The organism is Natronorubrum sp. A-ect3, from assembly GCF_041821125.1.
GTDB lineage: Archaea > Halobacteriota > Halobacteria > Halobacteriales > Natrialbaceae > Natronorubrum > Natronorubrum bangense.
On the sequence record NZ_JBGUBB010000001.1, the window covers coordinates 667,110 to 689,934 of the forward strand.

General features: G+C 61.5%; 23 protein-coding genes. 14 read left to right on the forward strand and 9 right to left on the reverse strand.

What is annotated here, in order from left to right:
• Positions 1-33: 33 nt before the first annotated feature.
• Both ACERJA_RS03350 and ACERJA_RS03355 read left to right on the forward strand, forming a co-directional pair.
• The gene (locus ACERJA_RS03350; RefSeq protein WP_373606869.1) at positions 34-2,016 is read left to right on the forward strand and encodes a 3-hydroxyacyl-CoA dehydrogenase NAD-binding domain-containing protein; all 1,983 of its coding nucleotides are present in this window, start codon (positions 34-36) and stop codon (positions 2,014-2,016) included.
• A 153-nt stretch (positions 2,017-2,169) separates the two neighbouring features.
• A complete protein-coding gene (locus tag ACERJA_RS03355) occupies positions 2,170-2,742 on the forward strand; it encodes a HalX domain-containing protein (RefSeq protein ID WP_373606870.1) in 573 nt (190 codons plus the stop codon).
• 161 nt (positions 2,743-2,903) lie between these two features.
• Here the strand turns inward: ACERJA_RS03355 and ACERJA_RS03360 are convergent, their stop codons facing one another.
• The 3 genes from ACERJA_RS03360 to nikR form a co-directional block, all read right to left on the reverse strand.
• The gene (locus ACERJA_RS03360; protein WP_373606871.1) at positions 2,904-4,055 is read right to left on the reverse strand and encodes an acyl-CoA dehydrogenase family protein; all 1,152 of its coding nucleotides are present in this window, start codon (positions 4,053-4,055) and stop codon (positions 2,904-2,906) included.
• Between the two features lie 135 nt (positions 4,056-4,190).
• On the reverse strand, positions 4,191-4,568 hold the full coding sequence (locus ACERJA_RS03365; protein ID WP_006066625.1) for a cupin domain-containing protein: 378 nt from the start codon (positions 4,566-4,568) through the stop codon (positions 4,191-4,193).
• 115 nt (positions 4,569-4,683) lie between these two features.
• Positions 4,684-5,112, reverse strand: coding sequence for a nickel-responsive transcriptional regulator NikR (nikR, locus tag ACERJA_RS03370; RefSeq protein ID WP_006066624.1), 429 nt, complete (start codon positions 5,110-5,112; stop codon positions 4,684-4,686).
• Positions 5,113-5,201: 89 nt separating this feature from the next.
• Here nikR and ACERJA_RS03375 point away from each other — a divergent pair, with 89 nt between their 5' ends.
• From ACERJA_RS03375 to ACERJA_RS03385, 3 genes are all read left to right on the forward strand, one after another.
• Positions 5,202-6,026, forward strand: coding sequence for a creatininase family protein (locus ACERJA_RS03375; protein ID WP_373606872.1), 825 nt, complete (start codon positions 5,202-5,204; stop codon positions 6,024-6,026).
• A 134-nt stretch (positions 6,027-6,160) separates the two neighbouring features.
• Positions 6,161-9,334 (forward strand): PAS domain S-box protein, encoded by a 3,174-nt coding sequence (locus ACERJA_RS03380; protein WP_373606873.1) that lies wholly within the window; start codon positions 6,161-6,163, stop codon positions 9,332-9,334.
• A 68-nt stretch (positions 9,335-9,402) separates the two neighbouring features.
• Complete coding sequence (locus ACERJA_RS03385; RefSeq protein WP_373606874.1) at positions 9,403-9,858, forward strand: hypothetical protein; 456 nt, start codon at positions 9,403-9,405, stop codon at positions 9,856-9,858.
• Here the strand turns inward: ACERJA_RS03385 and ACERJA_RS03390 are convergent.
• Positions 9,843-10,511, reverse strand: a complete 669-nt coding sequence (locus ACERJA_RS03390) for an O-methyltransferase (RefSeq protein ID WP_373606875.1) — start codon at positions 10,509-10,511, stop codon at positions 9,843-9,845. The two genes, ACERJA_RS03385 and ACERJA_RS03390, sit on opposite strands and share 16 nt — an antisense overlap.
• Positions 10,512-10,586: 75 nt before the next feature.
• Between ACERJA_RS03390 and ACERJA_RS03395 the strand changes: the two genes are divergently transcribed.
• Entirely contained in the window at positions 10,587-11,264 is a 678-nt protein-coding gene (locus ACERJA_RS03395) for a LysE family translocator (RefSeq protein ID WP_373606876.1), read from the forward strand.
• Between the two features lie 218 nt (positions 11,265-11,482).
• On the opposite strand, the gene ACERJA_RS03400 is transcribed toward ACERJA_RS03395, so the two are convergent.
• The gene (locus ACERJA_RS03400; protein ID WP_083902045.1) at positions 11,483-12,157 is read right to left on the reverse strand and encodes an HD domain-containing protein; all 675 of its coding nucleotides are present in this window, start codon (positions 12,155-12,157) and stop codon (positions 11,483-11,485) included.
• A gap of 206 nt (positions 12,158-12,363) precedes the next feature.
• On the opposite strand from ACERJA_RS03400, the gene ACERJA_RS03405 reads away from it, so the two are divergent.
• The 3 genes from ACERJA_RS03405 (at position 12,364) to ACERJA_RS03415 (ending at position 14,869) form a co-directional block, all read left to right on the forward strand.
• A complete protein-coding gene (locus ACERJA_RS03405) occupies positions 12,364-12,780 on the forward strand; it encodes a cobalamin B12-binding domain-containing protein (protein WP_006066616.1) in 417 nt (138 codons plus the stop codon).
• Positions 12,777-13,850, forward strand: a complete 1,074-nt coding sequence (meaB, locus tag ACERJA_RS03410; protein ID WP_373606877.1) for a methylmalonyl Co-A mutase-associated GTPase MeaB — start codon at positions 12,777-12,779, stop codon at positions 13,848-13,850. Before ACERJA_RS03405 ends, meaB begins: the two co-directional genes overlap by 4 nt.
• Positions 13,851-13,918: 68 nt before the next feature.
• The gene (locus tag ACERJA_RS03415; RefSeq protein WP_373606878.1) at positions 13,919-14,869 is read left to right on the forward strand and encodes an alpha/beta fold hydrolase; all 951 of its coding nucleotides are present in this window, start codon (positions 13,919-13,921) and stop codon (positions 14,867-14,869) included.
• A gap of 17 nt (positions 14,870-14,886) precedes the next feature.
• On the opposite strand, the gene ACERJA_RS03420 is transcribed toward ACERJA_RS03415, so the two are convergent.
• The 4 genes from ACERJA_RS03420 to ACERJA_RS03435 all read right to left on the reverse strand — a co-directional run bounded on the left by ACERJA_RS03420 (position 14,887) and on the right by ACERJA_RS03435 (position 18,231).
• Positions 14,887-15,282, reverse strand: a complete 396-nt coding sequence (locus tag ACERJA_RS03420; RefSeq protein ID WP_006066613.1) for a Zn-ribbon domain-containing OB-fold protein — start codon at positions 15,280-15,282, stop codon at positions 14,887-14,889.
• Positions 15,279-16,445 carry a beta-ketoacyl synthase N-terminal-like domain-containing protein gene (locus ACERJA_RS03425; protein ID WP_373606879.1) on the reverse strand — a complete coding sequence of 389 codons (1,167 nt, stop codon included), beginning with the start codon at positions 16,443-16,445 and terminating at the stop codon, positions 15,279-15,281. The genes ACERJA_RS03420 and ACERJA_RS03425 overlap by 4 nt, the downstream gene beginning before the upstream one ends.
• 108 nt (positions 16,446-16,553) lie before the next feature.
• On the reverse strand, positions 16,554-17,612 hold the full coding sequence (locus ACERJA_RS03430) for a M20/M25/M40 family metallo-hydrolase (RefSeq protein WP_373606880.1): 1,059 nt from the start codon (positions 17,610-17,612) through the stop codon (positions 16,554-16,556).
• 97 nt (positions 17,613-17,709) lie between these two features.
• Complete coding sequence (locus ACERJA_RS03435; protein ID WP_373606881.1) at positions 17,710-18,231, reverse strand: SRPBCC family protein; 522 nt, start codon at positions 18,229-18,231, stop codon at positions 17,710-17,712.
• A gap of 120 nt (positions 18,232-18,351) precedes the next feature.
• Between ACERJA_RS03435 and ACERJA_RS03440 the strand changes: the two genes are divergently transcribed.
• From ACERJA_RS03440 to hpt, 5 genes are all read left to right on the forward strand, one after another.
• Complete coding sequence (locus tag ACERJA_RS03440) at positions 18,352-19,134, forward strand: FAD-dependent oxidoreductase (protein ID WP_373606882.1); 783 nt, start codon at positions 18,352-18,354, stop codon at positions 19,132-19,134.
• A gap of 85 nt (positions 19,135-19,219) precedes the next feature.
• Positions 19,220-19,903, forward strand: a complete 684-nt coding sequence (locus tag ACERJA_RS03445; protein WP_373606883.1) for a hypothetical protein — start codon at positions 19,220-19,222, stop codon at positions 19,901-19,903.
• A 62-nt stretch (positions 19,904-19,965) separates the two neighbouring features.
• On the forward strand, positions 19,966-21,168 hold the full coding sequence (coaBC, locus tag ACERJA_RS03450) for a bifunctional phosphopantothenoylcysteine decarboxylase/phosphopantothenate--cysteine ligase CoaBC (RefSeq protein ID WP_373606884.1): 1,203 nt from the start codon (positions 19,966-19,968) through the stop codon (positions 21,166-21,168).
• A 171-nt stretch (positions 21,169-21,339) separates the two neighbouring features.
• Positions 21,340-21,933 carry a hypothetical protein gene (locus ACERJA_RS03455; RefSeq protein ID WP_373606885.1) on the forward strand — a complete coding sequence of 198 codons (594 nt, stop codon included), beginning with the start codon at positions 21,340-21,342 and terminating at the stop codon, positions 21,931-21,933.
• Between the two features lie 176 nt (positions 21,934-22,109).
• A complete protein-coding gene (gene hpt, locus ACERJA_RS03460; protein WP_006066605.1) occupies positions 22,110-22,679 on the forward strand; it encodes a hypoxanthine/guanine phosphoribosyltransferase in 570 nt (189 codons plus the stop codon).
• Positions 22,680-22,825: the final 146 nt, after the last annotated feature.

Sequence of the window (22,825 nt, forward strand, 5' to 3'; positions counted from 1 at the left end):
ACGTTGAAAACCGTGCCGATTGGATGTATGGTCATGGAGCTGGAAGACATCAACACCGTCGCAGTTCTCGGCGCAGGAAACATGGGTCACGGCATCGCGGAGGTCGTCGCGATGGCGGGCTACGATGTGAACATGCGTGACATCAAAGACGAGTTCGTCCAGAACGGGTACGAACAGATCGAATGGTCGCTCGACAAACTCGCCGAGAACGACCAGCTTACCCAGGAGGAAGCTGACGCCACCTTAGAGCGGATCACGCCGCTTGTGGACATGGGGGAAGCCTGTGGCGATGCGGATGTCGTCATCGAAGCCGTCCCAGAGCAGATGGAGATCAAAAAAGACGTCTACACCGAACTCGAGGACGTCGCGCCCGATCGAGCCATTTTCGCGACGAACACCTCGAGTCTCTCGATCACGGATCTCTCGGAGTTTACCGATCGAGCCGAAGCGTTCTGTGGGATGCACTTTTTCAACCCGCCGATCCGGATGGACCTCGTCGAGGTCATCTCCGGTGGGCACACCGACGACACCACACTCGATGTCATCGAGGCGTTCGCCGAGGATATCGGGAAGACGCCGGTTCGCGTCCGCAAGGACGTCCCCGGATTCATCGTCAACCGTATTCTCGTCCCGCTGATGAACGAGGCTGCGTGGCTCGTCGAAGACGACGTTGCGACGATCGAAGAGGTCGACGCGACGACGAAGTTCGACATCGGACTGCCGATGGGGAGTTTCGAGCTGGCTGACTACGTCGGCGTCGACGTCGGCTATCACGTCCTCGACTACATGCACGATGTTGCTGGCGATCGCTACGAGCCGTCGCCAACGCTGAAAGCGAAAGTCGACGACGAAGAGTTCGGTCAGAAGTCCGGCAAAGGCTTCTACGACTACGAGGACGGTGACGGCGCGGACGTCTCGATGGACGACGACCTGTTCAGCGAGACCGTCAAAGAACGCCTGCTTGCCGTGCTTGCGAACGAAGTCGCCTACCTCGTCGGTGACGACGTCGCCTCACCCGAGGAGATCGACACTGCCGTCAAACTCGGCGGCCGCTGGCCGAAAGGCCCCGCGAAGTTCGCCGATGAGTATGGGGTCGAAACGCTCGCCAACGCGCTCGAGGACGCCTACGAGGAAACCGAGCATCCCCGCTACGAGCCGTTCGACTACCTCGAGACCGTCGTCGAAGAAGGTGGCTTCTACGATGACGCGGACGAGGAAGACGGCGCAGTGGAGTTCGACACGATCGAGCTGACGTACCCCGGCGACAAGGTCGCACAGATCGAACTCAACCGGCCCCAGCAGATGAACTCCATCAGTCTGGAGCTCATCGAGGAACTCGACGCCGCGATCGATCTCCTCGAGGACGACGACAGCGTTCGCGCACTCCTGTTGACGGGTGCCGGCTCGAAGGCGTTCTCCGCAGGCGCGGACTTCATGAGCATCGCCGGCGGTGGGGCAGATCCGTTCGAGGCAGTCGAGCTTTCGAAACACGGTCAGGAGACGTTCGGTCGTCTCGAGGAGATCGAGATGCCGGTCGTCGCCGCGATCGACGGCTACTGTCTCGGCGGCGGGATGGAGCTTGCGACGTGTGCCGATATCCGGATCGCGACCTCACGCTCGGAGTTCGGCCAGCCCGAGTTCGACCTCGGCCTACTGCCGGGGTGGGGCGGGACCCAGCGTCTCCAGCGCATCGTCGGTATGGGCCGTGCAAAAGAGATCATCTTCACGGCAGAGCGGTTCCCCGCCGAGGAGATGGCCGAGTTCGGGTTCGTCAACGAGGTCGTCGAGCCGGACGCGTTCGAGACGGCCGCACACGACTATGCCGCAAAACTCGCAGGTGGGCCACCGCTTGCGATGCGTTTTACCAAACGAGCGATGCACAAAGGCTGGGACAACCACGAAGCCGGACTCGAGGTCGAATCGATGGGCTTCGGCCACGTCGTCAACTCCGAGGACGTTCACGAGGGCATCAACGCCTTCTTCGGTGACGACGACCCCGAGTTCGAGGGCAAGTAACACAACGCCGTCACTCGAGACGGAGCTTCCGACGCCGGTCCCTGCTGTCAGTAGCTGAATGACAACACACCATCTGGTCGCGAGATTTATCACCCGGAGGGACTATTGATGACCCGTGGCTCCAATGGATGATGAGAATGGAGGGGGCAGCCGATGAGTGAGATGCTCGAGGTGCTCGTCGTCGACGACGAAGCGCGTCTCGCAGACCTGTTTGCTGCATGGCTCGAGACTGAATGGATTGTTGACACAGCCTACGACGGTTCGGAGGCGCTCGAGAAGATGAGCGACACCGTCGAAATCGTCTTGTTGGACCGGCGGATGCCGGGGCTCTCCGGCGACGAAGTCTTGGCCCAGATCAGAGCGCACGGCTACGACTCGCGGGTCGTGATGGTAACCGCAGTCGACCCTGACTTCGATATCATCGAGATGGGGTTCGACGACTATCTCGTCAAACCGGTCTCAAAAGACGAGCTCGTTGAGATCGTCAGCACCGTTATTGACCGATCGGCGTACGAATCACACATCCGAGAGTACTACGCGCTCGTCTCGAAGAAAGCATTACTCGAGTCTGAAAAGCCAGCGCACGAACTCGAGACCAACGACGAGTATCAACAGCTCTGTGACCGCGTCGCTGATCTCGAGGCCAGTATCGACGAGACGGTCTCGGAAATGCGCACCCACGACGACTTCGTCGATGCGTTCCAGGACCTACAGCCCGATAACTGAGCCATCGACTGGCTCACAGCTAGTCCAGCCCCCCGTTCTCTCTTCGTCGCGGGATCGTCCGTCTCAGCAGCGACTGTTTCAACCGGCCGGTGTCGAGGTTTCTTTCGCCATGGTCACCGTGGAGTACGGCCTCGAAACCGCCTGTCGGCGCCGGGTTCGGCTTATGGCGCTTGGCCGTAAATCAGGTTCCGCTGGATTTCGTTTGCGCCCTCGTAGATGACGGGAATTCGGGCATCGCGGAAGGCGCGAGCGATCCGGCGGTCGTCAAGAACTGAACGGCCGCCATGAAACTGCATTCCCTGTTCGGAGATGTCGACGGCTGCCTCCGTTGCACTCGTCTTTGCCAGTGCCGCCCAGTAGCCCGCGTTCTCACCGTTTTCGACCTTTTCGCAGGCTCGCCAGGTGAGCGCTCGAGAACGTTCGAACTCGAGCAGCATATCCGAGAGGCCGTGTTGAACTGCCTGAAACTCGTTGATCGTCCGGCCGAACTCCTCACGGTCGTGGACGAACGCCCAGGTTTCTTCGATGGCGGCCGCAGCGAGGCCGAGTCCGTGGCCAGAGACGATGACTCGCCCGTGGTTGAAAAACTCCGCGACCATCCAGAAGCCTGCGCCCTCGGAACCGATCAGGTTCTCCGCAGGAATGCGACAGTCATCGAACTCGACGTGTGCCTGCTTGGAGGCACGCATCGCCATCTTCTCCGGAATGTGTTCGGCCTCATAACCCTCGGTGTCGGTGGGGACGATGAACATCGAGTGGTTCCCATAGCGGTTGTCTTCATCGTCACCCGTTCGGGCGTAGACCGTCACCCAGTCGGCTTCGACGCCGTTGCCGATCCAGTACTTTTCGCCGTTTAAGACGTACTCATCGCCGTCTTTTTCAGCTGTCGTCTGCATTCCGGCGAGATCACTGCCCGTTTCGGGTTCCGATACTGCGAGTCCAGAGCGCTGTGTCCCCTCCGCGACCGGCCGGATATACTCCTCACACTGCTCGTCAGAGCCGTACTTGTAGGTGATTTCACAGCCGAAACTCGCCAGTTGCAGCGTCAACGCGATCCCGGCATCCGCTCGATAGAACTCTTCTGTCAGCGCGAGTAGCTGTGGGAGGTCGAGCCCGCGTCCGCCCCACTTCTCTGGAATATCCTGTGCGACGAGGTTCGCTTCCTGGCCTGCCTCGAGGATCTCTTCGGGGTACGTTCCCGCCTGAAAATGCTCCTGTGCGTTGGGTTCGATGTGTTCGCGTGCGAACTCGCGTGCCTCAGCTTTGATTTCGCGTGCATGCTCCGGGACAATGCTCTCCTCGAGTAGTTCCATAACGTGTCATACGGTAGCACTGTTGATATAGCCGTGGGGTAACTGTGTAAGGCCGCACACGACGGTTCAACAAGCTATCATGGGTTACGCTCGAGCCGACAGACAACGAGGGGGAACTGCCGCTCGCTCGAGCGTTCAGCCGGCAAATCCCGACAACAGCCAGTCGCCGTCACCATCCTCGTCGTCTCCGATACTCGGCGCGCTGACGAGCACGAACGCACTTTCCTCGTCCCCGTTGCGGATCTGGCGTGTCGACTCCGGTGGGATCCAGAGTGCGTCTCCCGTCTCCATCGACACTGGGTCGTCGTCGACGATTACGGTCGCCTCGCCTTCGATGAGCACGTAGACTTCTTCGTGGTCGTTGTCGGTGTGGTCGTGTGGCTTGCTGTTCCAGCCCGGATCACACCGCGCCACCGTCACACCCACCCGCTCGGTCTCGAGTGGATCACTCAAAAAGTGCATCGCACTCGAGACTTGGTCGACCTCCTCGTAGTTCACCTTCCGGTAGCTCATGCCTGAGTCTTCGATGGGCAAACGGTAAAACAATACTGTTCGCTCGAAATGCGTGATAAATTCGCCGTCTCAGCCGCCGAAACCGATTGTGTCTCCCGTCAGCGGTTCGACGGTCTCAGCTGTCTTGTGAAATCGGGTCGAAGCTATCGACGGGAATCACCGAGTAGTCGACCGTCAGCGCATCTTTGGTTGCTCGGATCTTTCCGACGAACGTCGAGATATCCTCGAGTTCGCCCTCGAGGACGAACAGTTCCATACAGTAGTGATCGCCGACGTGGCTGTGGAAGTTCGAGGCGACGAGGTCTTCGTGTTCGTGGCGGAGATGCATCATTCGCTCTTCGACGCTGGTCGTCTCGTAATCGAACAACACCGTAACGATTCCCATCAGCTCTCGATCCTCGAGGCGAGTGTCCTCGAACTCACCAAGGAGGTTCCGAGAGGCCTCTCGGACGACTTCGCTGCGGCCAGTATAGCCGTGTTCGTCTGCGAACTGGTCGAGTCGCTCGAGGAGTTCGTCCGGCATGGAGACGCTTACGACTGCCATATAATAACTCGAAGGCCATAATCTATTAAGCCTTATCATAGCTCATGGCTCAAGCGTACAGTTTTCCGACTCCACTGTGAGCAGTACGTATGTACCTCCCACACCAGACATGGCCAGAGCTCGGCGAATACGTCGCAAACGAATCACTCGCGGTCGTCCCACTCGGCTCGACCGAACAACACGGCCCCCATCTTCCGGAGGGCACCGACCACATGATCGCCGAGGCGCTCGCCCGGGAAGCGACCGATCGGACGGGGTATCTCTGCACGCCGCCGGTTCAGATCGGCGTCAGCTCCCACCACCGCCAGTTTCACGGGACGATGTGGGTTGAGCCGCAGGTGTTTCGGGATTTCGTCGAGAGTTTCTCACGGAATCTCACTTACCACGGAATCGACCGGATCGTCTACGTCAACGCCCACGGAGGGAACGTCGCCCACCTTCGGGAGGTCGGCCGACGGCTCCACGACGATAACACGGCCTACGCCATCGAGTGGATGTGGGACGAATCGATTCCCGGCCTGATCGAGGAGGTTTTCGAGACGCCTGGACCCCACGGCGGCCCCAAGGAAACGGCGATGATCATGCATATCGCCGAGAATCTGGTGCATGAGGACCGCCTCAAGGACGCTCGCGACGGCGGCGCAGTGTTCGATTACGACGCCGAACGGGTCCACGGCGCGACCACGTTCTACGACTCGATTGAGAACAGTCAAAACGGCGTTTTCGGCGATCAAACGGACGCGACGCCCGAAATCGGCGAACAGCTGTTCGAGGCCGCTTCGGACCAGCTCGTGGCCTTACTCGAGTGGCTCGACGCCCAGCCGTTCGAGTCGCTCATGCCCGAGCCACATGTCGAGCCCCAGCCCGGACGTGGTCGCGGTCAGAGTTTCGACCGAACGCAGTCACAGCGGTGATCCTGACAGGAAATGAGTGGTTCGACGACAGCACAAGCGTAGCGACGCGGTAAACAGCGGCCAAGCTGCACAGCCGCGACCAGATCTGTCAGGTGGACGCTAGACTTATGCGTCTAAGTGGCCTGGTGCGGACAATGAGCGAACGAACAGGGCCGTCGAACATGGCGTTTTGGGCGGGCGACGACGATCGGACAGCGCTTCACTGTTGTCAGGCGCTCGTCGAGACGATCGACGGCGGCGTCTTCCAGCTCGATGCCGACGGTCAGTTCGTCGCAGCTGATGAGACGTTTCTCGAGATGACTGGGTATGGCCGTACAGACCTCTTTGGCCAACACGTCTCGACGGTGTTGTCGTTCCGAGGCGTGGCACAGTTCGAACGAGACGTTCGAGCCCAGTGGCCTTCCGGCGGAGACGGCGTCACAGCACTCACGGGCATGATCGAGACGGCCGACGGAACGACCGTCCCCTGTGACATTCGTCTGAATCAGCTCCAGACTGATGGCTGTCCCCAGGGCTCAGTTGGGGTCGTTCAAAAAGCCGATCGAGCGGATGCTGGCTCGGAGCACCATTCGACGGCGGAAGCCGTCTTTGGCCCGACGGCTGCGGCGCTCGAGGAAGCCGACATCGGTGTGTTCGTCCTCGACGAGGAGTTCAACGTCGCATGGATCAACGAGACGGCTGAGCAGTACTTCGGCATCGATCGCACAGCTGTCCTCGGACAGCAGAAGCGACAGCTGATCACGGAGCAGATTCAAGACCGGCTCGCCGATCCGGAGACGTTTGCAGACACAGTCATCGCGACGTACGACGACAACAGCTACGTCGAACGCTTCGAGTGTCACGTCACCCCTGGCGACGACCGTGAGGAACGCTGGCTCGAGCACCGCAGCAGACCCATCGAATCCGGATCCTACGCCGGCGGTCGAATCGAACTCTACTACGACGTGACCGACCGGCATCGGCGCGCCTACCAGCTGCGACGGCTGAACGAAGCCGTCCGTGAGTGGATCGATGGAGACAGCCGCGAAGACGTCGCCAAGCGTGCCTGTCAGGATCTGCTTGATATTCTGAACCTCGAAATCAACGGAATCCATCTCTACGAGCCAGAGACGCAAACTCTCGAGCCAGTCGCCTGGTCAGAGCCTGCTGGAGCGCTCTTTGACGAGCTACCAGCGTTTGGAGACGGTGACGGGATCGCCTGGCACGTCTTCGAGAGCGGTGAGCCAGCGATCTACAGCGATGTCACCGACGATCCGACGGTCTACAACCCGGCGACGCCGATTCGAAGCGAACTCTGTCTCCCGATCGGTGACCACGGCGTCATGCTGATCGGCTCAGAGAGCCGTGACGCATTCGACGACAGCGACCTCTCGTTTGCGAAAATCGTTGCCTCGAGCCTCGAGGCGACGTTCGATCGGCTCCGCCACGAGCACCACCTCGAGCGCGAGCGCGCACAGACGGAGGAACTGCTCCGAACGGCCCCGGTCGCGATTTCAGTCACGGATGCCACCGGCGATCCGCTGCTGTTGAATCGGCGCGCCCGGGAACGCTACGGGTCGGTCGACGATGCGACGATTGCCACGATCGCAGCAGCCGACGAGTGGACAGTGGCCGACGCCGCTGGACGGTCACTCACGCGAGACGAAACTCCTGCAGCACGCGTCCGTGCGACCGGTGAGCCGGTTACCGACGAGGAGCTTGTCATCGACAGCCCGTCGGGTGAGCGAACCTGGCTGTCGGTGAACGCCGCGCCGGTATTCGATCCCAACGGCTCGCTTGCTCGCGTGATTACTATTGGAGAAGATATCACGGTTCGAAAGTCCCACGAGCGCAGCCTCGAACGCCGCAAAAGCGAACTCGAGACGGAGTTGAGCGAGATCCTCGGCCGTGTTTCGGATGCCTTCTACGCACTCGACGAGTCGTGGCGGTTCACACACGTCAACGAACGGGCCGAAGAACTCCTCGGCTATTCGAGCGACGAACTCCTTGGTGAGGTTATCTGGGACGTCTTCCCCGGTGGAACACGGTCAGAGCTTGTCGATCGCTATCAGGAGGCAATGAACACACAGAAATCGATCTCCTGGGAACGATACTCACGGTCGCTCGAGCTGTGGATGGAGATCCAGGTGTATCCCTCGGAGACGGGGTTATCGGTGTATTTCCGCGACATCACGGCTCGAAAGCGACGGGAGCAGCAACTCGGGCGGTACGAGCGGATTATCGAGACCATCGACGACGGAATCTACGTCCTCGACGGAGACGAACGATTTACCGCCGTCAACGACGCCTATACGGAGCTGACCGGCTACGACCGTGACGAACTGCTCGGTGCCCACGCGTCGCTTGTCACCAGCGAAACCGTGATCGGGCACACGAAGCAGGTGGCCGCCGATGACAGCGAGCCGTCGACGATCGAGACCACACTCAAGACGAAAGCCGGGACACAGGTCCCGATCGAAGCCACCGTCACGGCGATTTCGACGGCCGAACAGACAGCCACGAACGCGGCTGCCGACAGCCCGAGTGACGCCGAGCGAGCCGCCGTCGAGACGACTGGCCACGAACGGGCTGGCATCGTTCGGGATATCACCGAACGCAAGGAATACCAGCGCAAACTCGAGGCGTCCAACGAACGATTAGAGCAGTTCGCCTACGCCGCCAGCCACGACCTGCAGGAACCGTTGCGGATGGTCTCGAGCTATCTCCAGTTGATCGAACGCCGTTATGCTGACGTCTTAGACGACGATGGACTGGAGTTTCTCGAATACGCTGTCGACGGTGCCGAGCGTATGTCGGCGATGATCGATGCCCTGCTCGCATACTCACGGGTCGAAACACAGGGGAACGAACTCGAGCCGGTCGCTCTCGACGCCGTCTTCGATGACGTTCGGGAAGATCTGACGCTTCGCATCGAGGAACAGGATGCGGACGTAACGACAGCGTCGCTCCCCGCCGTTTGCGGTGATGCGAATCAGCTCCGACAGGTCTTTCAGAACCTCCTCTCGAACGCACTCGAATACAGTGGTGACGGGCCACCGCAGGTTCACGTCTCGGCCGACCGCGATGGTGATGAGTGGATCATCTCGGTTCACGACGAGGGCATCGGCATGGATCCCGACGAGACGGACCGCATCTTCGAAGTGTTCCATCGGCTGCACTCCCACGACGAACATCCTGGAACCGGCATCGGGCTGGCGCTCTGTCGTCGGATCATCGAACGCCACGGCGGCGACATCTGGGTCGAGACCGAGCCTGGGGAGGGAACGACGTTTTCGATGACGCTCCCGACACTCGAGCGCTGCGAGTGACACCACATCGTGGATACACGTGAAGCCAACAGCTATATATTCAACCACCGATTCATCCCAGCAAAGCGGTGCATGACGTGATTCCGACTAGTCTCCGTTCGGATCGACTGCTACTCGCTGTATCGTTCGTCTGCTTTGGCGTTGCCGGCCCGCTCGGTGCCGTCGACGCACTCGTACCAACAGTCGTAGCGACGGCAGTCGCTATCGCGGGCGTCTACTGTGTCGCCCGCTATGCGTCACGAGTCTCTCGACGAACGCTTGCCTCCCTGTCGCTGGCTCTTTGGACAGTCTTTCTCGGGGTTGCCAGCGTTCACATCGTCGGCCTCGAAACGGTCGGGGCGGCCGTCCCCGGGAGCGCCGAACTGGTCGTCTACTCGCTGACTGCGACCACGTGGGCAACCTTGCTGTCGGCCAGTTCGGTGACCGCGTTTCTCGGCTTCCGAGAGTACGGCGCGACATCGAGCGCGGACACGCCCGAAGACGGCGTTCTCGAGGGCGAGACATCTGATTACTCGACGCGGTAACTGACCGCGATCCCTTCTCCAAGCGGCAGGATGATCGTCTCGAACGCCGGATCGCTCCGAACGCGCTCGAGATAGTCGACAATCCCCTGTGTGTGTTCGTTGGCGTCGTCTGGGTCGTCGCCGACTGCGTACTCGAGTAGTTTCTCGAACTCGATGGGGGCGGCGGTGATCGCGTTGTCCGCAACGACGACGCCACCGACAGGGACCTTCGGGCGGACCGCCTCGAACGCGTCGGCATAGCGGTGTTTCTGGTGATCGATCAACACGACATCGAACGGGCCGTCGTAGCGCTCGATCGTCGCCATGGCGTCCCCCAGTTCATACCGCGTGAACTCGTCGTAACCGCCTTCGCGAAGGTACTCTCGAGCCAGTTCGAGTTCGTCAGCGTCGACCTCAGTGAGAACGAGCTCGCCGTCGTCGGGCAATGTCTCGGCCATCCAGTACGCCGAGTAGCCGTAGCCGGAGCCGAACTCGAAGATCCGCTCGGCGTCGCTCATGCGGGCGACGAATCGAAGGAACGCTCCAACCTCGGGGCCGACGTGGGGAAACCCCTCTCGGTTGGCATAGTCGTCCATCTCCTGTAGCTGGTCGTCTGGCTCCGGCCCGACCGCACGAATAAAGCGACCGATATCATCTGGCAGGACGTCAACCATGCCCACATCTACGATGGCCCACGGAAAAGTCACTGGTCTTTTCACCGCCGCTGGACGAGTTGAGAGCGAACAGTCGTGACTGGCATCACAACAGCTCTTGCGGGTGTGGTCTTCGGGCTCGCACTGGCTGCCCCACCGGGACCGATGAACGCCATTATCGCCGAGGAAAGCGTCGTCAGCGGCTGGTCGGCTGGCTTTCGGGCAGGTCTCGGTGCGATGGTTGCAGACGTGCTCTTTTTCCTTCTCACGCTTGCCGGTGCGATGACCGTCATCGATCGCTATCCGGCTGTGCGGCCGGTGCTCTATCTCGCCGGCGGCGTTTTGATGCTGTATTTCGCTATCGGTGCTGTCGAAGCGGCTCGAGCCGCCACCTCCTTCACCGACGGCGGCCAGAGCGCGTCGAAAGGCTTTCGCAAAACGTTCACGCTCTCGCTGACGAACCCCTACCAGATCGGGTTCTGGCTCACCATCGGTGTTGGCTTACTCGAGTCCGGAACCCTCGACGTCCTCGCGTTCATCCCCGGCGCTGGCGACGCTCTCGAGGGCGTCCTCGTCGTCCAGACGGGATCACCGTCGCTGCTTGCTGGCTTCTTCGCGGGAATCGCGGTCTGGATCATCGTCTATCCGGCAGCGCTGGTCGCAGCCGACCGGCGTGTCGATAGCTTTGCACCGATGATCGCTGCCGCAAGCGGAGCCGTGCTGGCCGGGTTCGGGGTCTGGTTTCTCTGGGCCGGTGGCACAGCACTGCTGTAGGGAACATCATCAGAAGCTGCGCCGGTTTTCAGTCAGTGGGGACGATCGAAACGGTCAGTACTCGCCGTTTCCCTGATCCGAGTATGGGCTTCGGTTGGTATCTCGCCGCACTGGTCTATCCAGTGATCATCGTCGGAATCATCTACTTTGTCGTTCGATCTCGAGCGGGCGACGCCGAACAATGAGCGGGCAGTCACAGCGGCGTGTCGACGGCCGTGTCAGTCGCCCATCGCCGCAATCTCGTCCTCGAGCCATTCGCGAAACCACGTCACCCGTTTCAGACGCTGGTGGGCGATCCCCTCAGCGGTCTCGCTCTGGACGCGCGAGGCGGCGTCGTAGCCGCGCTCTAAGACGCGCTCGACCATCTCGTCGGCGTCCATATGCGTCCGCGCCTCATACCCCATGCGCAACAGCATGAGCGCAGTGCCGTTCGCGCCGATCTTGTCGAGGAGATCGGCTTCGATCAGACACTGGGTCTCGAGGGCGAGGTCGGTGAGGTCGCCCTGAAACGAGTGGTGTTCGATCGCGCGACACACCTGCTCGGTGAACGAATCAGGGTACTCCGCGCGAGAGTCGAGGTATTCACGGGCGACGCGAGCGCCAGCCTCGGCATGGAGTTCTTGATCGGTCTCGAGTTTGGCCACGTCGTGAAAGAGGGCTGCGACGCGAGTGACGTCGACGTCTGCACCCTCCTTGCGAGCGATTTCCTCGGAGAGTTCGACGACGTTGAGGATGTGGTTGTGCCGGTACTCGGCCGAATGCCAGGGGTACCAGCGCATGCGCCCACCCTCCTCTTCTTTCTCGACGCTGGCTGAGAGATACTCGAAGACGAATCCTTTCATCTCCTCGAACTCGGCGTCGGTCACCCTGGTTTCTTTTATTTCGACGCCCACGAGAGATCCCTCCGCAGTAAACGAACGATAGTCATTAATAGATTGTTCGGTCGTTTCGCTCTTTAGCCTTTGGTTCAGAATGATTCTGCGAAAACATGACTGAACCACGACACTGAACGGCGACAGAAACAGTCAGCCAGCTTTCAGCTTTGGAAATACCCACAAATTTCCGTTAAAGTCAAACAGGCGGCTCGGGAAGTAGTGGTATGAGCAGCGAACAGGAGCAGGAGTCGATTCGGTGTCTCGTCGCGAAAGTAGGACTCGATGGTCACGACCGCGGGGCACACGTCATTGCGCGAGCGTTCCGTGACGCTGGGTTCGAAGTCATCTACTCCGGACTGCACAAAGCGCCGGACGAGATCGTCCAGGCAGCCGTCCAGGAGGACGTTGACGTCCTTGGGATCTCGATCCTTTCGGGCGCTCACGACACGCTCGTCCCGAAGATCATGAGCGGACTCGAAGAGTACGGCGCGAAAGAGGACACACTCGTCCTCGCCGGCGGCGTCATTCCGGACGAGGATCGTGATGAGCTCAAAGCACAGGGCGTTTCGGCCGTCTTCGGTCCCGGGACGTCGATCGAAGAGACGATCGAGTTCGTCCGCGAGAACGCACCCGAGCGATGAACGCAGACGACGATGCATTACTCGAGGCCTTGCTCGCGGGCGAACACCGCGCGCTGGCCAGAGTAATCTCAAAAATCGAGAACCGGTCGCCGGGCTACCGAGAGCTCGTTTCGGCGCTCTATGCACACACCGGTGACGCCGACGTCATCGGGATTACGGGCAGCCCCGGGGCGGGGAAGTCGACGCTGGTCGACAAACTCGCAGAGACCTACCGGGATCGCGGTGAGACGGTCGGTGTCATCGCGATCGACCCCTCGTCGCCGTTCTCCGGCGGTGCGGTGCTCGGAGACCGCATCCGGATGGCGGCGACCGTCGGCGATATGGACGTCTTCGTGCGCTCGATGAGCGCCCGCGGCACCCTCGGCGGACTGTCGACGGCAACCGCAGACGCCGTCAAGGCGATGGACGCCTTCGGAAAGGATAAAATCATCATCGAGACTGTCGGCGCTGGTCAGAACGAGATCGACATCGTCCGGACCGCAGACACCGTCGCCGTGCTCGTCCCGCCGGGTTCGGGCGACGACATTCAGACGCTGAAAGCCGGCATCTTAGAGATCGCCGACGTCTTCGTCGTCAACAAAGCTGACCGACCGGGTTCCGACCGAACCGTCCAGGAACTCCAGGAGATGGTTCATCTCGGCGACGGCGGTGGCCTCGGTGCCGGCGGCGCTGGCCACCACAGCGCCGACGAGATTGGCGACGCCGACGACTGGGGCGACGTCGACGACGAAGCGAGTTGGAGCCCACCGATCGTCGAAACCATCGCCACGAAAGGGGACGGCATCGAGACGTTCATCGACGAACTCGCCAACCACCAGACGTATCTCGTCGACTCTGGCACCCGTGCAAAAAAGGTTCGCCAGCGGTACGCCGAGGAGATCCGCACCCTCCTGCGTGAAGACGTCCACGACATCCTCGAGGACGAACTCGCGGCCGCCGGCGGAATCGACGACCTCGCCGAATCCGTCCGCAACGGCGAGACCGACCCGTACACGATTGCCGACGAACTGCTGACCCCCGTCGAAGACTGCATCGACGAACTCGAGTCCGGCGTCAAAAATACGCAGTAGACGAGTTTCGTCGGCAGCTTTTGAGCCCGAACCGCAGGTTGAAGGCCGATGATGAGCTACTGACAGGCATGAACGTCCGAACAGCCCTCGGTGTGGCAGTCGGCGCCGTCGGCACAGCCGTGCTCGGAAACCGACTTCTCGCGAACCGTGCTGACGACCTCGAGAATCCGATCGTCGGCGTCGAACGGACGTATCGCTGGCGTGGAATCGAGACGGCCTACACCGTCGCCGGCGACCCCAACGATCCGGACATGCTCTTGTGTCACGGGATTCACGCCGCCGCGAGCAGCCAGGAGTTCGCGCCGATCGTCGAGCAGTTGGCCGAACACTATCACGTGATTGCAGTCGACCTGCCCGGATTCGGGCGTTCCGAACGGCCGCCGCTGGTCTACTCCGCAATGCTGTATGCCGAGTTTATCCGCGATTTCGCGGCCGATATCACGGACACGCCGGTCGTCGTCGCCTCCTCACTGACCGGCTCGTTTGCCGTCGACGCAGCCAAAGAAAGCGAGTTCGAGCAGCTCGTCTTGATCTGTCCGACCGACGAGACGACGACGGAACGGTCGTGGCTGCGAACCCTCCTTCGGACACCCATCGTCGGGACGACGCTGTTTAACCTGCTTGCGAGTAAACCCTCCGTCCGGTACTTCTACGCTCGTGACGGCTACTACGACGCGTCTCGAGTCGATGACGAGACAGTTGACTACGCCTGGCACAGCGCCCACCAGCCGGGTGCTCGCTACGCACCCGCCTCTTTCGCCGCCGGCACGCTCGCCCCTGAGTTCGACCTCCAGACAGAACTCGCGGCTCTCGAGACCCCGACGACGCTCGTCTGGGGTCGTGACGCCGACCTCGTGCCGCTGCGTGCGGGCCGGGATCTCGCCGACGCCGCCGACGTCGAACTCGTCGTCATCGATTATGCGACGCTGTTGCCCCACGCCGAACACCCCGAGAAGTTCGTCGAGTATCTGACCGCGGAGCTGTTACATGTCGGCGCTGATATGGATCGCGACAAATAGGCGCGGAAGACGGAGTTCTAGACCGGACTGAATCCGATCACGCGCTCGCCCGTCGTCTCCGAGACTGTGATCTCGAGTTCGACCTCGAGCCCAGTCTCGATCGCTTCGAGATCAATGCCGACGAGCTGTCCAGTCAGCGAGACAGGTCCGAAGTCGGCGATCGCCGTCGCGTACGGCGCGTCGTCTTCGAACGCCGGCGTCGGCACGTGTGTGATGGTGAACGTCTCGACCACGCCCGTCTCCGGCAGCGGGACCTTCTCGAGGTCCGTCGAGCCACAGTCGGGACACACCCGCCGCGGTGGAAGCGAGCCGTGGCCCTCGGGACTTTCGAGGTAGTAGGCCGCACCCTCTTCTGCAGCATCGAGCCAGTCGTCGAATCCTGCGTCCTGCACGCCGGTTTCTGGGTCCGTCATTCGACCACCTCCAGCACGTGGACCGTTGCACTGGCAACCGTCCCACCCGCATTGTGGGCAACGCCAGTCGTCGCATCCTCGACGGCCGAACTGTTCGGATGCGTGCCAGCGAGCAGTTTGGCAACCTCGGCGATCTGAGAGGCGCCGGTCGCACCCACCGGGTGGCCTTTGGCTTTCAGACCGCCCGAGAGGTTGATCGGCGTCTCGCCGTCAGCGGTGGTTCGGCCGTCCCGAGCCGCCGTGATACCTTCACCGATCGACTCGAGATCGAGTGCCTCGAGCGCCAGCACTTCGGCGATGGTAAAGCAGTCGTGGACCTCCGCGAGGTCGACATCGCCCGCGTCGACGCCGGCGTCGGCGTAGGCTTCTTCGCCGGCCTTGCGGGCGGCGGGCGACCGAGCGAGATGGTCGCGGTCGTGTAAGGCCATGCGGTCGCCACCCTGTCCAGTGCCCGTGATCGCGACGGGTGCCTCGAGGTCGTGTTCGTCGGCGTATTCCTCGCTCATGAGGACGACCGCGGCGGCGCCGTCGGAGAGCGGACAGGAGTCGTACAGGCCGAGAGGACTCGAGATCTGTGGGGCCTCGAGGACGTCGCTGACCTCGATTGCGCTCTGGTACTGGGCTTTGTCGTTGGTCAGTGCGTTCTCGTGGTTCTTGACAGCGATATGGGCCAGATCCTCGTGTTCGCCGCCGAACTCGTCGAAATAGGCCTGGGCCATCAGCGCGTACGCGCCGGGGAACGTCGTCCCCGCTCGCACTTCCCAGAGGTCGTCCGCGGCGATAGCGAGTGCCTCCGTCGCGCCCGCAGTGCCGAGGTTGGTCATCCGTTCGGCACCGCCGACGAGGACGACGTCGTCCTCGCCGTTGCGAACACGCATGACTGCGTCTCGAACGGCGGCCCCGCTCGAGGCACACGCAGACTCATAGCGGGTTGCCGGTGCCTGAATCCCTGCGGCTTCGGCCATCAACGGTCCCTGATGACCCTGATGTTCCGACAGTTCGCCCATGAAGTTCCCATAGAAGAGGGCGTCAACGTCCTCACGGGGTACACCGCTGTCCTCGAACGCCTTGATACTTGCTTCCGCGAAGAGGTCTCGGCTCGTTCGCTCGGGAGTGTTCCCGAACGGCGTCAGCCCGACACCTGCAACACGCACGTTACTCATACACATGTCTAACAGGTCATCCCGTTAATACTCCGCGGTTGTGTTCACACCAAAAAAGCAATGGGCTCCAACGATCACGGAGCCGAACATCGTCCCGCCCGCGGGCGATTATCGCACGTCGACGGAAAACTCGTGTTCGTGAGCGACGGCCGCGAATTCGGCGAGCAAGTCAGCCGCAGCGTCGAGATCGGTGAGATCCAGTAGCTCGGCGGGCGTGTGCATGTAGCGGTTCGGGATTCCGATGTTCAGCGACGGAATCCCGCCACGGGAGGTATAAAAGGCGTCGGCGTCCGTGCCGGTTCGGTTCCCAGACGCCTGCAGCTGCACGTCGATCCCCTCGTCGGACGCCACCTCACGGATGGCCGTCACGAGCGCTGGGTGATTCGCACTCCCGCGGACGACGACCGGCCCCTCGCCGAGTTCGACGCCCGTTTTCCGAGCCGACGGCGTTCCTGGCGCGTCCGTGGCGTGTGTCACGTCGATCGCGACGACCGCGTCGGGGGCGAGATCGAAGCCGACCATTTTCGCTCCCTGCAACCCGACCTCTTCCTGCACCGTTGACACGGCATAGATCGTCGCCTCGAGGTCGCCCTCGGCTGCTCGGCGAAGCGCTTCTGCGGCGGCCCAGATGCCGATTCGGTTATCGAGCCCGCGGGCTGCGATACGATCGTTTGCCAGTTCGGACACTGTCTGGTCGAACGTGATCGGATCGCCGCGCTCGACCAGTTCTGCTGTTTCGTCTTCGTCCGTGGCGCCGATATCGATGTGTTGTTCGTCAATTTCGTCGATCGAATCTTTGTCCGTATCGCGGAGATGAATCGCGGTCTGACCGACGACTCCCGGGACCACGCCGTCAGCGGTATGGATCCGGACATGCTGGCCTTTCGAGACGGTCTGATCCGAGCCACCGATCGCGGTCATTCGAATCGCGCCGTTGTCCTCGATATCCCGCACCATGAAGCCAATCTCGTCGCTGTGACCCGTTAGCGCGACCGACGGATCGCCGCCGTCGACCACGGCGACGGCGTTTCCGTACTCATCAACCTGCACCTCGTCGGCGAACTCCTCGACATACTCAACCCACAGGCGCTGGCCCTCCGTTTCGAAGCCGGATGGCGTCGCGGTCTCGAGCAACTCGTCGAGGAACTGTCGTCGCTGTTGGTCCATACTCGGCGTATCGTCCCGTTCAGTGAAAAGTTCAGCCACTCTCTGACCGTTCGTCGCGTCGTGTGCAGCCAGCGCCGACGCCGGGCCGCTGAGTGGGCTACGGCATCTCGTGAATCGTCAACTCGACATCACGCGTCTGCCCTTCGATGTCCGCGACGAGTCGCTCGACGACGGCCTCGGCTTCGGAAAGCAGTTTGGGTTTAACTTTCTTGATGACCCAGTCGAGCGAGACGAACCGTGGCAGCGAGAGCACGTGTTTGTCGGCCGAGTACGGGTCGTAGGCGGCCTCGAAGTAGATTCGACTCGCCGTCTCGACACCGTCGGGGGCCGACTCGGGCTCCGGTTCGACGCGCCACTCGCCGTGGGCGTGGAGGTTGTTGATCAGTTCCCACTCGAGTGAATGGGGGGCATCGATACTGAGCACCTTCGAACGGGCGGTGTAGCTGAGTTTCCACCACGTCAGCCGGAGGTCGTAGACGGAGCCGACGCCGCCGTCGCCGTGGACGCGAACCTCTTGTAAGTGGTCCGTGTACCGCGGGTAGTCAGTAAATGACTGGACGTAAGGAAACACCTCCTCGGGCGAGCGATAGGCGAGTGTACTGAGGAGAATTCGATCCACAGCGACTGTACGGCGGCTCAGAAAGTAAGAGTTGTCATCCAGACAGTTCAGCGAATACACACGACAGACCCGAAGCCGAGAGTCGGCAATTTCTATAGCGACCACTCGAAACGGCGAGACATGCGAGACGTTTGTATCGTCGGCGGCGGCGTCGCTGGTCTTGCCGCAGCGATCTTTACGGCACGTGCGGGACTGGACACACTGGTCATTGACAGCGGGGGGCGAACTCCCCCACGCAGCCGGGCGCAGTCCGGCAACCGCGACGGATCGACCCTCGAGCGCAACGCCAGCCTCGAGAACTACCCCGGCTTCCCCGATGGCGTCGACGCCCGCCGGTATCTGGATCTGACGCGTGAACAGGCCCAGATCGCGGGCGCGACGATCGAACTCGGGCGTGTGACGAGTATCGAACCGAAAGATGAGACAGCTCTCGAGGCCGGATTTGTCCTCGAAACAGAGGGTGGAGAACCCCTCGAGGCGCGCCGGGTGATCGCAGCCTCGTGGTCCGACAGCGAGTATCTCGTCCCACTCGACGTCGGTCGAATCCAGCGTGGGAGCAAGCAGTTCGTCTCGGTCGACGACGCCGGCCGGACGGCTGTCGACGGCATCTACGCCGCCGGCCGACTCGCGAACGAGCCCCATCAGGCCATCGTCGCGGCCGGCCACGGCGCGAAAGTCGCACTCGCCGTGATCCACGACTCCGATGCGAACTTCTATCACGACTGGGTCGCCCCCGAAGATTACTTCACCGGCCGTGACCGTGAGGTGCCGCCGGGCTGTGAGGAGATCAGCGACGAGGAACGGCGACGGCGTGACGAGCAGGCCAGAGCGCGTCTGCTCGAGGCGTTTGCCGAACCGCTCGACGAACGGCCGACGATGCATCCAAGCGTCGCCGAGGAGTAGCGCCGGCTGTCAGCTGGCAGCTTCAACCTGTCAGACGCGACACGACAGCCGCAAGTTATGTCAGGGACACCGATCAGTATTGACTATGGAAAGACGGGGGTTTCTGTTGGCGACGGCTGGGGCGGTTACCGTCGCAGGCTGTTCGTCGGACGACGAACAGACAGCGGATGGGGAGGGCGAGGCAGCGGCCGAGATCATCGAGTGGGACGTTTTTGCAGCGCCCGCCCGGGGTGGTGGGTCAGACAGGTCGTGGCTCCGAGTTGCTGTCGAGAACGAGACCGCGGTTCCACACGGGCGTCTGGAAATCACCTCGACGTTTCGTTCGGCTGATGGGTCTGTCGTCGCCAACGGAACACACATTACGAGCTACATCCCACCGGAGACGACGCTCCAATACTACGTCCAGAGTGATTTCGAGGTCGACGAGGTCGACACTGTCGACAACGAGTTCGTCGACGCGAATACGCAAGTAGGGCGTTCGGCACTCGATGCTGTGTCGGTACAGAATACGGAGCTCTCCGCAGGCGGTGACGTGCTCAACGTGACCGGCGACCTCGAGTTAGACGCTGTCGGGAGCGACCGAATCGCCGTCGTTGCACCGATCTACGACGAGGATGGGTGGTTGCGTGGGACCGGGACCGACATCCTCTATGATCCGTCACCGGCGGCGACGATCGAGTTCGGCGCCAACTCGAATGGGTTTCGGGCTCCCGAGGGGAGTGCTGTGCTTGATTCGTACGACGTCCTCGTCTTCGGTGGCCGCGCCTGACCCATCTCCCCACGGTACGCCCTCGCTACGCTTAACACAACGCAAGCGAGAGTACGAGACGAATGCTCGAGGGAGTCAACGTTGCGCTCGGGGTGACGGGATCGATCGCCGCCGTCAAGACGGTCGAACTGGCCCACGAGTTGCGACGACAGGGGGCCACCGTTCGAGGCGTGATGACCGGCAGCGCACAGGGAATCATCCACCCGTGGGCCGTCGAGTTCGCGACCGAAAACGACGTTGTCACCGAGATCACGGGCCGCGTCGAACACGTCGAACTCTGCGGGTACGACGGCTGGGCGGACGTCTTCCTGATCGCACCCGCCACGGCAAACACCGTCGGCAAGATTGCCGGTGCCGTCGACGACACCCCCGTCACGACGACCGCGACGACTGCACTCGGTGCTGACACGCCAGTCGTCATTGCGCCCGCGATGCACGAACCGATGTACGACCATCCCGGCGTCCTCGAGGCCATCGACACCGTCGCCGGCTGGGGCGTCGAGTTCGTCGACCCGCGCATCGAGGAGGGGAAAGCCAAGATCGCAAGCGAAGAGGCGATCGTCTGTGATGTCGCTCGAGCGGCCGGCGAGCGATCGCTCGCGGGCAAACAGATCGTCATCACGACCGGCGCGACGAGCGAGGCGGTCGACCCCGTCCGGGTACTGACGAACCGCTCGTCGGGCAAGATGGGCCGCGCCGTTGGGAAAGCGTGCTACGCTCGCGGAGCCGACGTGACGCTGGTCCACGGTGTCGTCGGCCCACAGCCAGTGACGCGAGACGGCATCCATCCCGGCGGCGAGATACCCTACGCGACGGTTCGATCCGTCGAGAGCGCCGCCGAGATGCTCGAGGCGACCCGAGAGGCCTGTGCAGATGCGGACACACTGGTGTCGGCGGCTGCCATCGGCGACTACACGGTCGAGGAAAGCGACGAAAAGATCCGTTCGGGCCAAGAACTCACGCTCGACCTCGAGCCGACACCGAAGCTCATCGACGAGCTCCGCGCCGACCACCCCAAGTTGCCGATCGTCGGCTTCAAAGCCGAAACGTCGGGCGACGAGGCGGCGATGATCGAGCAGGCACGCCAGACGCTGTCGCGTGCGGGGTTGGCGTTTGTCGTCGCCAACGACGCGAGCGTGATGGGTGCAGATGCAACGAAGGCGCTGTTCGTCCACGAGCGAGACGTGGCTCGCTACGAGGGAACAAAAGCGGGACTGGGCGGCGAAATCGCCGACTCCATTGCCGCCATCGTCGGCGACGAGTAAGGCCGAGTATCCGGACTGATAATCCCGACAGGGATGTTATATAGGAGGCGTTCCTCGGACGAATTAACAGGTATGCGACCGGTTTCAATTGGGGATGTCTCTGTAGTTACAGATCCAGCAATAGATCTCACCGATGAATCGACTTCGACCACTGTCTCGAGGTGATCCGTCGTGGCTCAACAACAAAAACAACGGGCTGCCGAGCCAGACGATCATGGTACTCTCTCGAAAGGCGAAATCTTCGAAGTCTTGCGCAACCAGCGACGGCGCTATGTCCTCCAGTATCTGAAACAGGACAACCGTCCCGTCGAACTCGGCGACCTCGCCCAGCAGGTCGCCGCCTGGGAGTACGAAACGACACTCGAGCAGGTGACACCAGAACAGCGAAAACGCGTCTACACGACGCTCCAACAGACCCATCTTCCGAAGATGGATCAGTCCGGGATCCTCGTGTTCGACTCCGACGATGGCGTTATCCAGGCGACCGAGCGAACGAAAGATCTCAGCATCTATCTCGAGATCGTTCCCGGCCACGAGTTCGCCTGGCGGGAACTGTATCTCTCGCTTGGAGCGATCAGCTGTGCGCTGGTCGCCGCGCTGTGGATGGGGATTTATCCGTTGACCATGCTCTCGGAACTGGGATGGGCAGGAATCATCGCCGCGACGGTTACCATGACCGCCGTCGCACACATCTACCACGAGCGGAATATGCGACTGGGCCACGGTGAGCAGCCACCAGAACTCAGCTACGGTCGTGACGACTGATGACTGATTTCAGTCGCGCACGCGAAACCCGGACGATGGGGCCACGAATCGTGTCCCAGATCGAGTGACACCTGTCGATCGACCACTCGGTCAGACTGAGTCACTGACCGATGTTCGACAGTGTCATGCCTCGGTCGGATCGTCAACTTTTACTCGGTTAGCGCCAGACCCACGACATGGATCAGTTGAAGCGGTCGCTTCTCGAGGCGCCGATTATCGAGAAAGATGGGTATCACTACTTCGTTCATCCGATCAGCGACGGACTCCCAAAGCTCGATCCGGGCTTGCTTCGCGAGATCGTCATTCGGATCATCCGCAAGGCGGAACTCGAAAACGTCGATCGGATCGTCACGCCCGCAGCGATGGGGATTCACATCTCGACTGCCGTCTCGCTGATGACCGACATCCCGCTGACGGTCATCCGAAAACGCCAGTACGGCCTCGACGGGGAAGTCGAGATCGCCCAGAAAACAGGCTATTCCGAGAACGAGATGTACATCAATGACGTCCGCGAGGGCGAGCGCGTGCTGGTGCTCGACGACGTCCTCTCGACTGGCGGCACGCTCGCGTCGGTCCTCGAGGCACTCGACGAGATCGGTGCCGAAGTCATCGATACGGTTGCGGTCATCAAGAAAGTCGGCGGCGAGAACAAAGCCGCAGACGCCGGCTACGACATCAAGACGCTCATCAACGTCGATGTCATCGACGGCGAGGTCGTTATTATCGACGAAGACGGCGACGACTAGCGGTAGTTGCGCTAAACGGATTGTACATCTATCGAACAACACGAGTGACGTTATTTATATCACCTTGACGAACAGTAAAGTGACACTCGGGGAGATATAATTCAGTGTATTAGGTAGTCCGATTATCAGACGCATCTAAGTAAACT

What these genes read in the sequence shown, in the direction of transcription:
- ACERJA_RS03350 (WP_373606869.1), top strand. Translation starts at nt 34, where the DNA reads ATGGAGCTGGAAGACATCAACACCGTCGCAGTTCTCGGCGCAGGAAAC.
- ACERJA_RS03355 (WP_373606870.1), top strand. Translation starts at nt 2,170, where the DNA reads ATGAGTGAGATGCTCGAGGTGCTCGTCGTCGACGACGAAGCGCGTCTC.
- ACERJA_RS03360 (WP_373606871.1), bottom strand. Translation starts at nt 4,055, where the DNA reads ATGGAACTACTCGAGGAGAGCATTGTCCCGGAGCATGCACGCGAAATC.
- ACERJA_RS03365 (WP_006066625.1), bottom strand. Translation starts at nt 4,568, where the DNA reads ATGAGCTACCGGAAGGTGAACTACGAGGAGGTCGACCAAGTCTCGAGT.
- nikR (WP_006066624.1), bottom strand. Translation starts at nt 5,112, where the DNA reads ATGGCAGTCGTAAGCGTCTCCATGCCGGACGAACTCCTCGAGCGACTC.
- ACERJA_RS03375 (WP_373606872.1), top strand. Translation starts at nt 5,202, where the DNA reads ATGTACCTCCCACACCAGACATGGCCAGAGCTCGGCGAATACGTCGCA.
- ACERJA_RS03380 (WP_373606873.1), top strand. Translation starts at nt 6,161, where the DNA reads ATGAGCGAACGAACAGGGCCGTCGAACATGGCGTTTTGGGCGGGCGAC.
- ACERJA_RS03390 (WP_373606875.1), bottom strand. Translation starts at nt 10,511, where the DNA reads ATGGTTGACGTCCTGCCAGATGATATCGGTCGCTTTATTCGTGCGGTC.
- ACERJA_RS03405 (WP_006066616.1), top strand. Translation starts at nt 12,364, where the DNA reads ATGAGCAGCGAACAGGAGCAGGAGTCGATTCGGTGTCTCGTCGCGAAA.
- meaB (WP_373606877.1), top strand. Translation starts at nt 12,777, where the DNA reads ATGAACGCAGACGACGATGCATTACTCGAGGCCTTGCTCGCGGGCGAA.
- ACERJA_RS03415 (WP_373606878.1), top strand. Translation starts at nt 13,919, where the DNA reads ATGAACGTCCGAACAGCCCTCGGTGTGGCAGTCGGCGCCGTCGGCACA.
- ACERJA_RS03420 (WP_006066613.1), bottom strand. Translation starts at nt 15,282, where the DNA reads ATGACGGACCCAGAAACCGGCGTGCAGGACGCAGGATTCGACGACTGG.
- ACERJA_RS03425 (WP_373606879.1), bottom strand. Translation starts at nt 16,445, where the DNA reads ATGAGTAACGTGCGTGTTGCAGGTGTCGGGCTGACGCCGTTCGGGAAC.
- ACERJA_RS03430 (WP_373606880.1), bottom strand. Translation starts at nt 17,612, where the DNA reads ATGGACCAACAGCGACGACAGTTCCTCGACGAGTTGCTCGAGACCGCG.
- ACERJA_RS03440 (WP_373606882.1), top strand. Translation starts at nt 18,352, where the DNA reads ATGCGAGACGTTTGTATCGTCGGCGGCGGCGTCGCTGGTCTTGCCGCA.
- ACERJA_RS03445 (WP_373606883.1), top strand. Translation starts at nt 19,220, where the DNA reads ATGGAAAGACGGGGGTTTCTGTTGGCGACGGCTGGGGCGGTTACCGTC.
- coaBC (WP_373606884.1), top strand. Translation starts at nt 19,966, where the DNA reads ATGCTCGAGGGAGTCAACGTTGCGCTCGGGGTGACGGGATCGATCGCC.
- hpt (WP_006066605.1), top strand. Translation starts at nt 22,110, where the DNA reads ATGGATCAGTTGAAGCGGTCGCTTCTCGAGGCGCCGATTATCGAGAAA.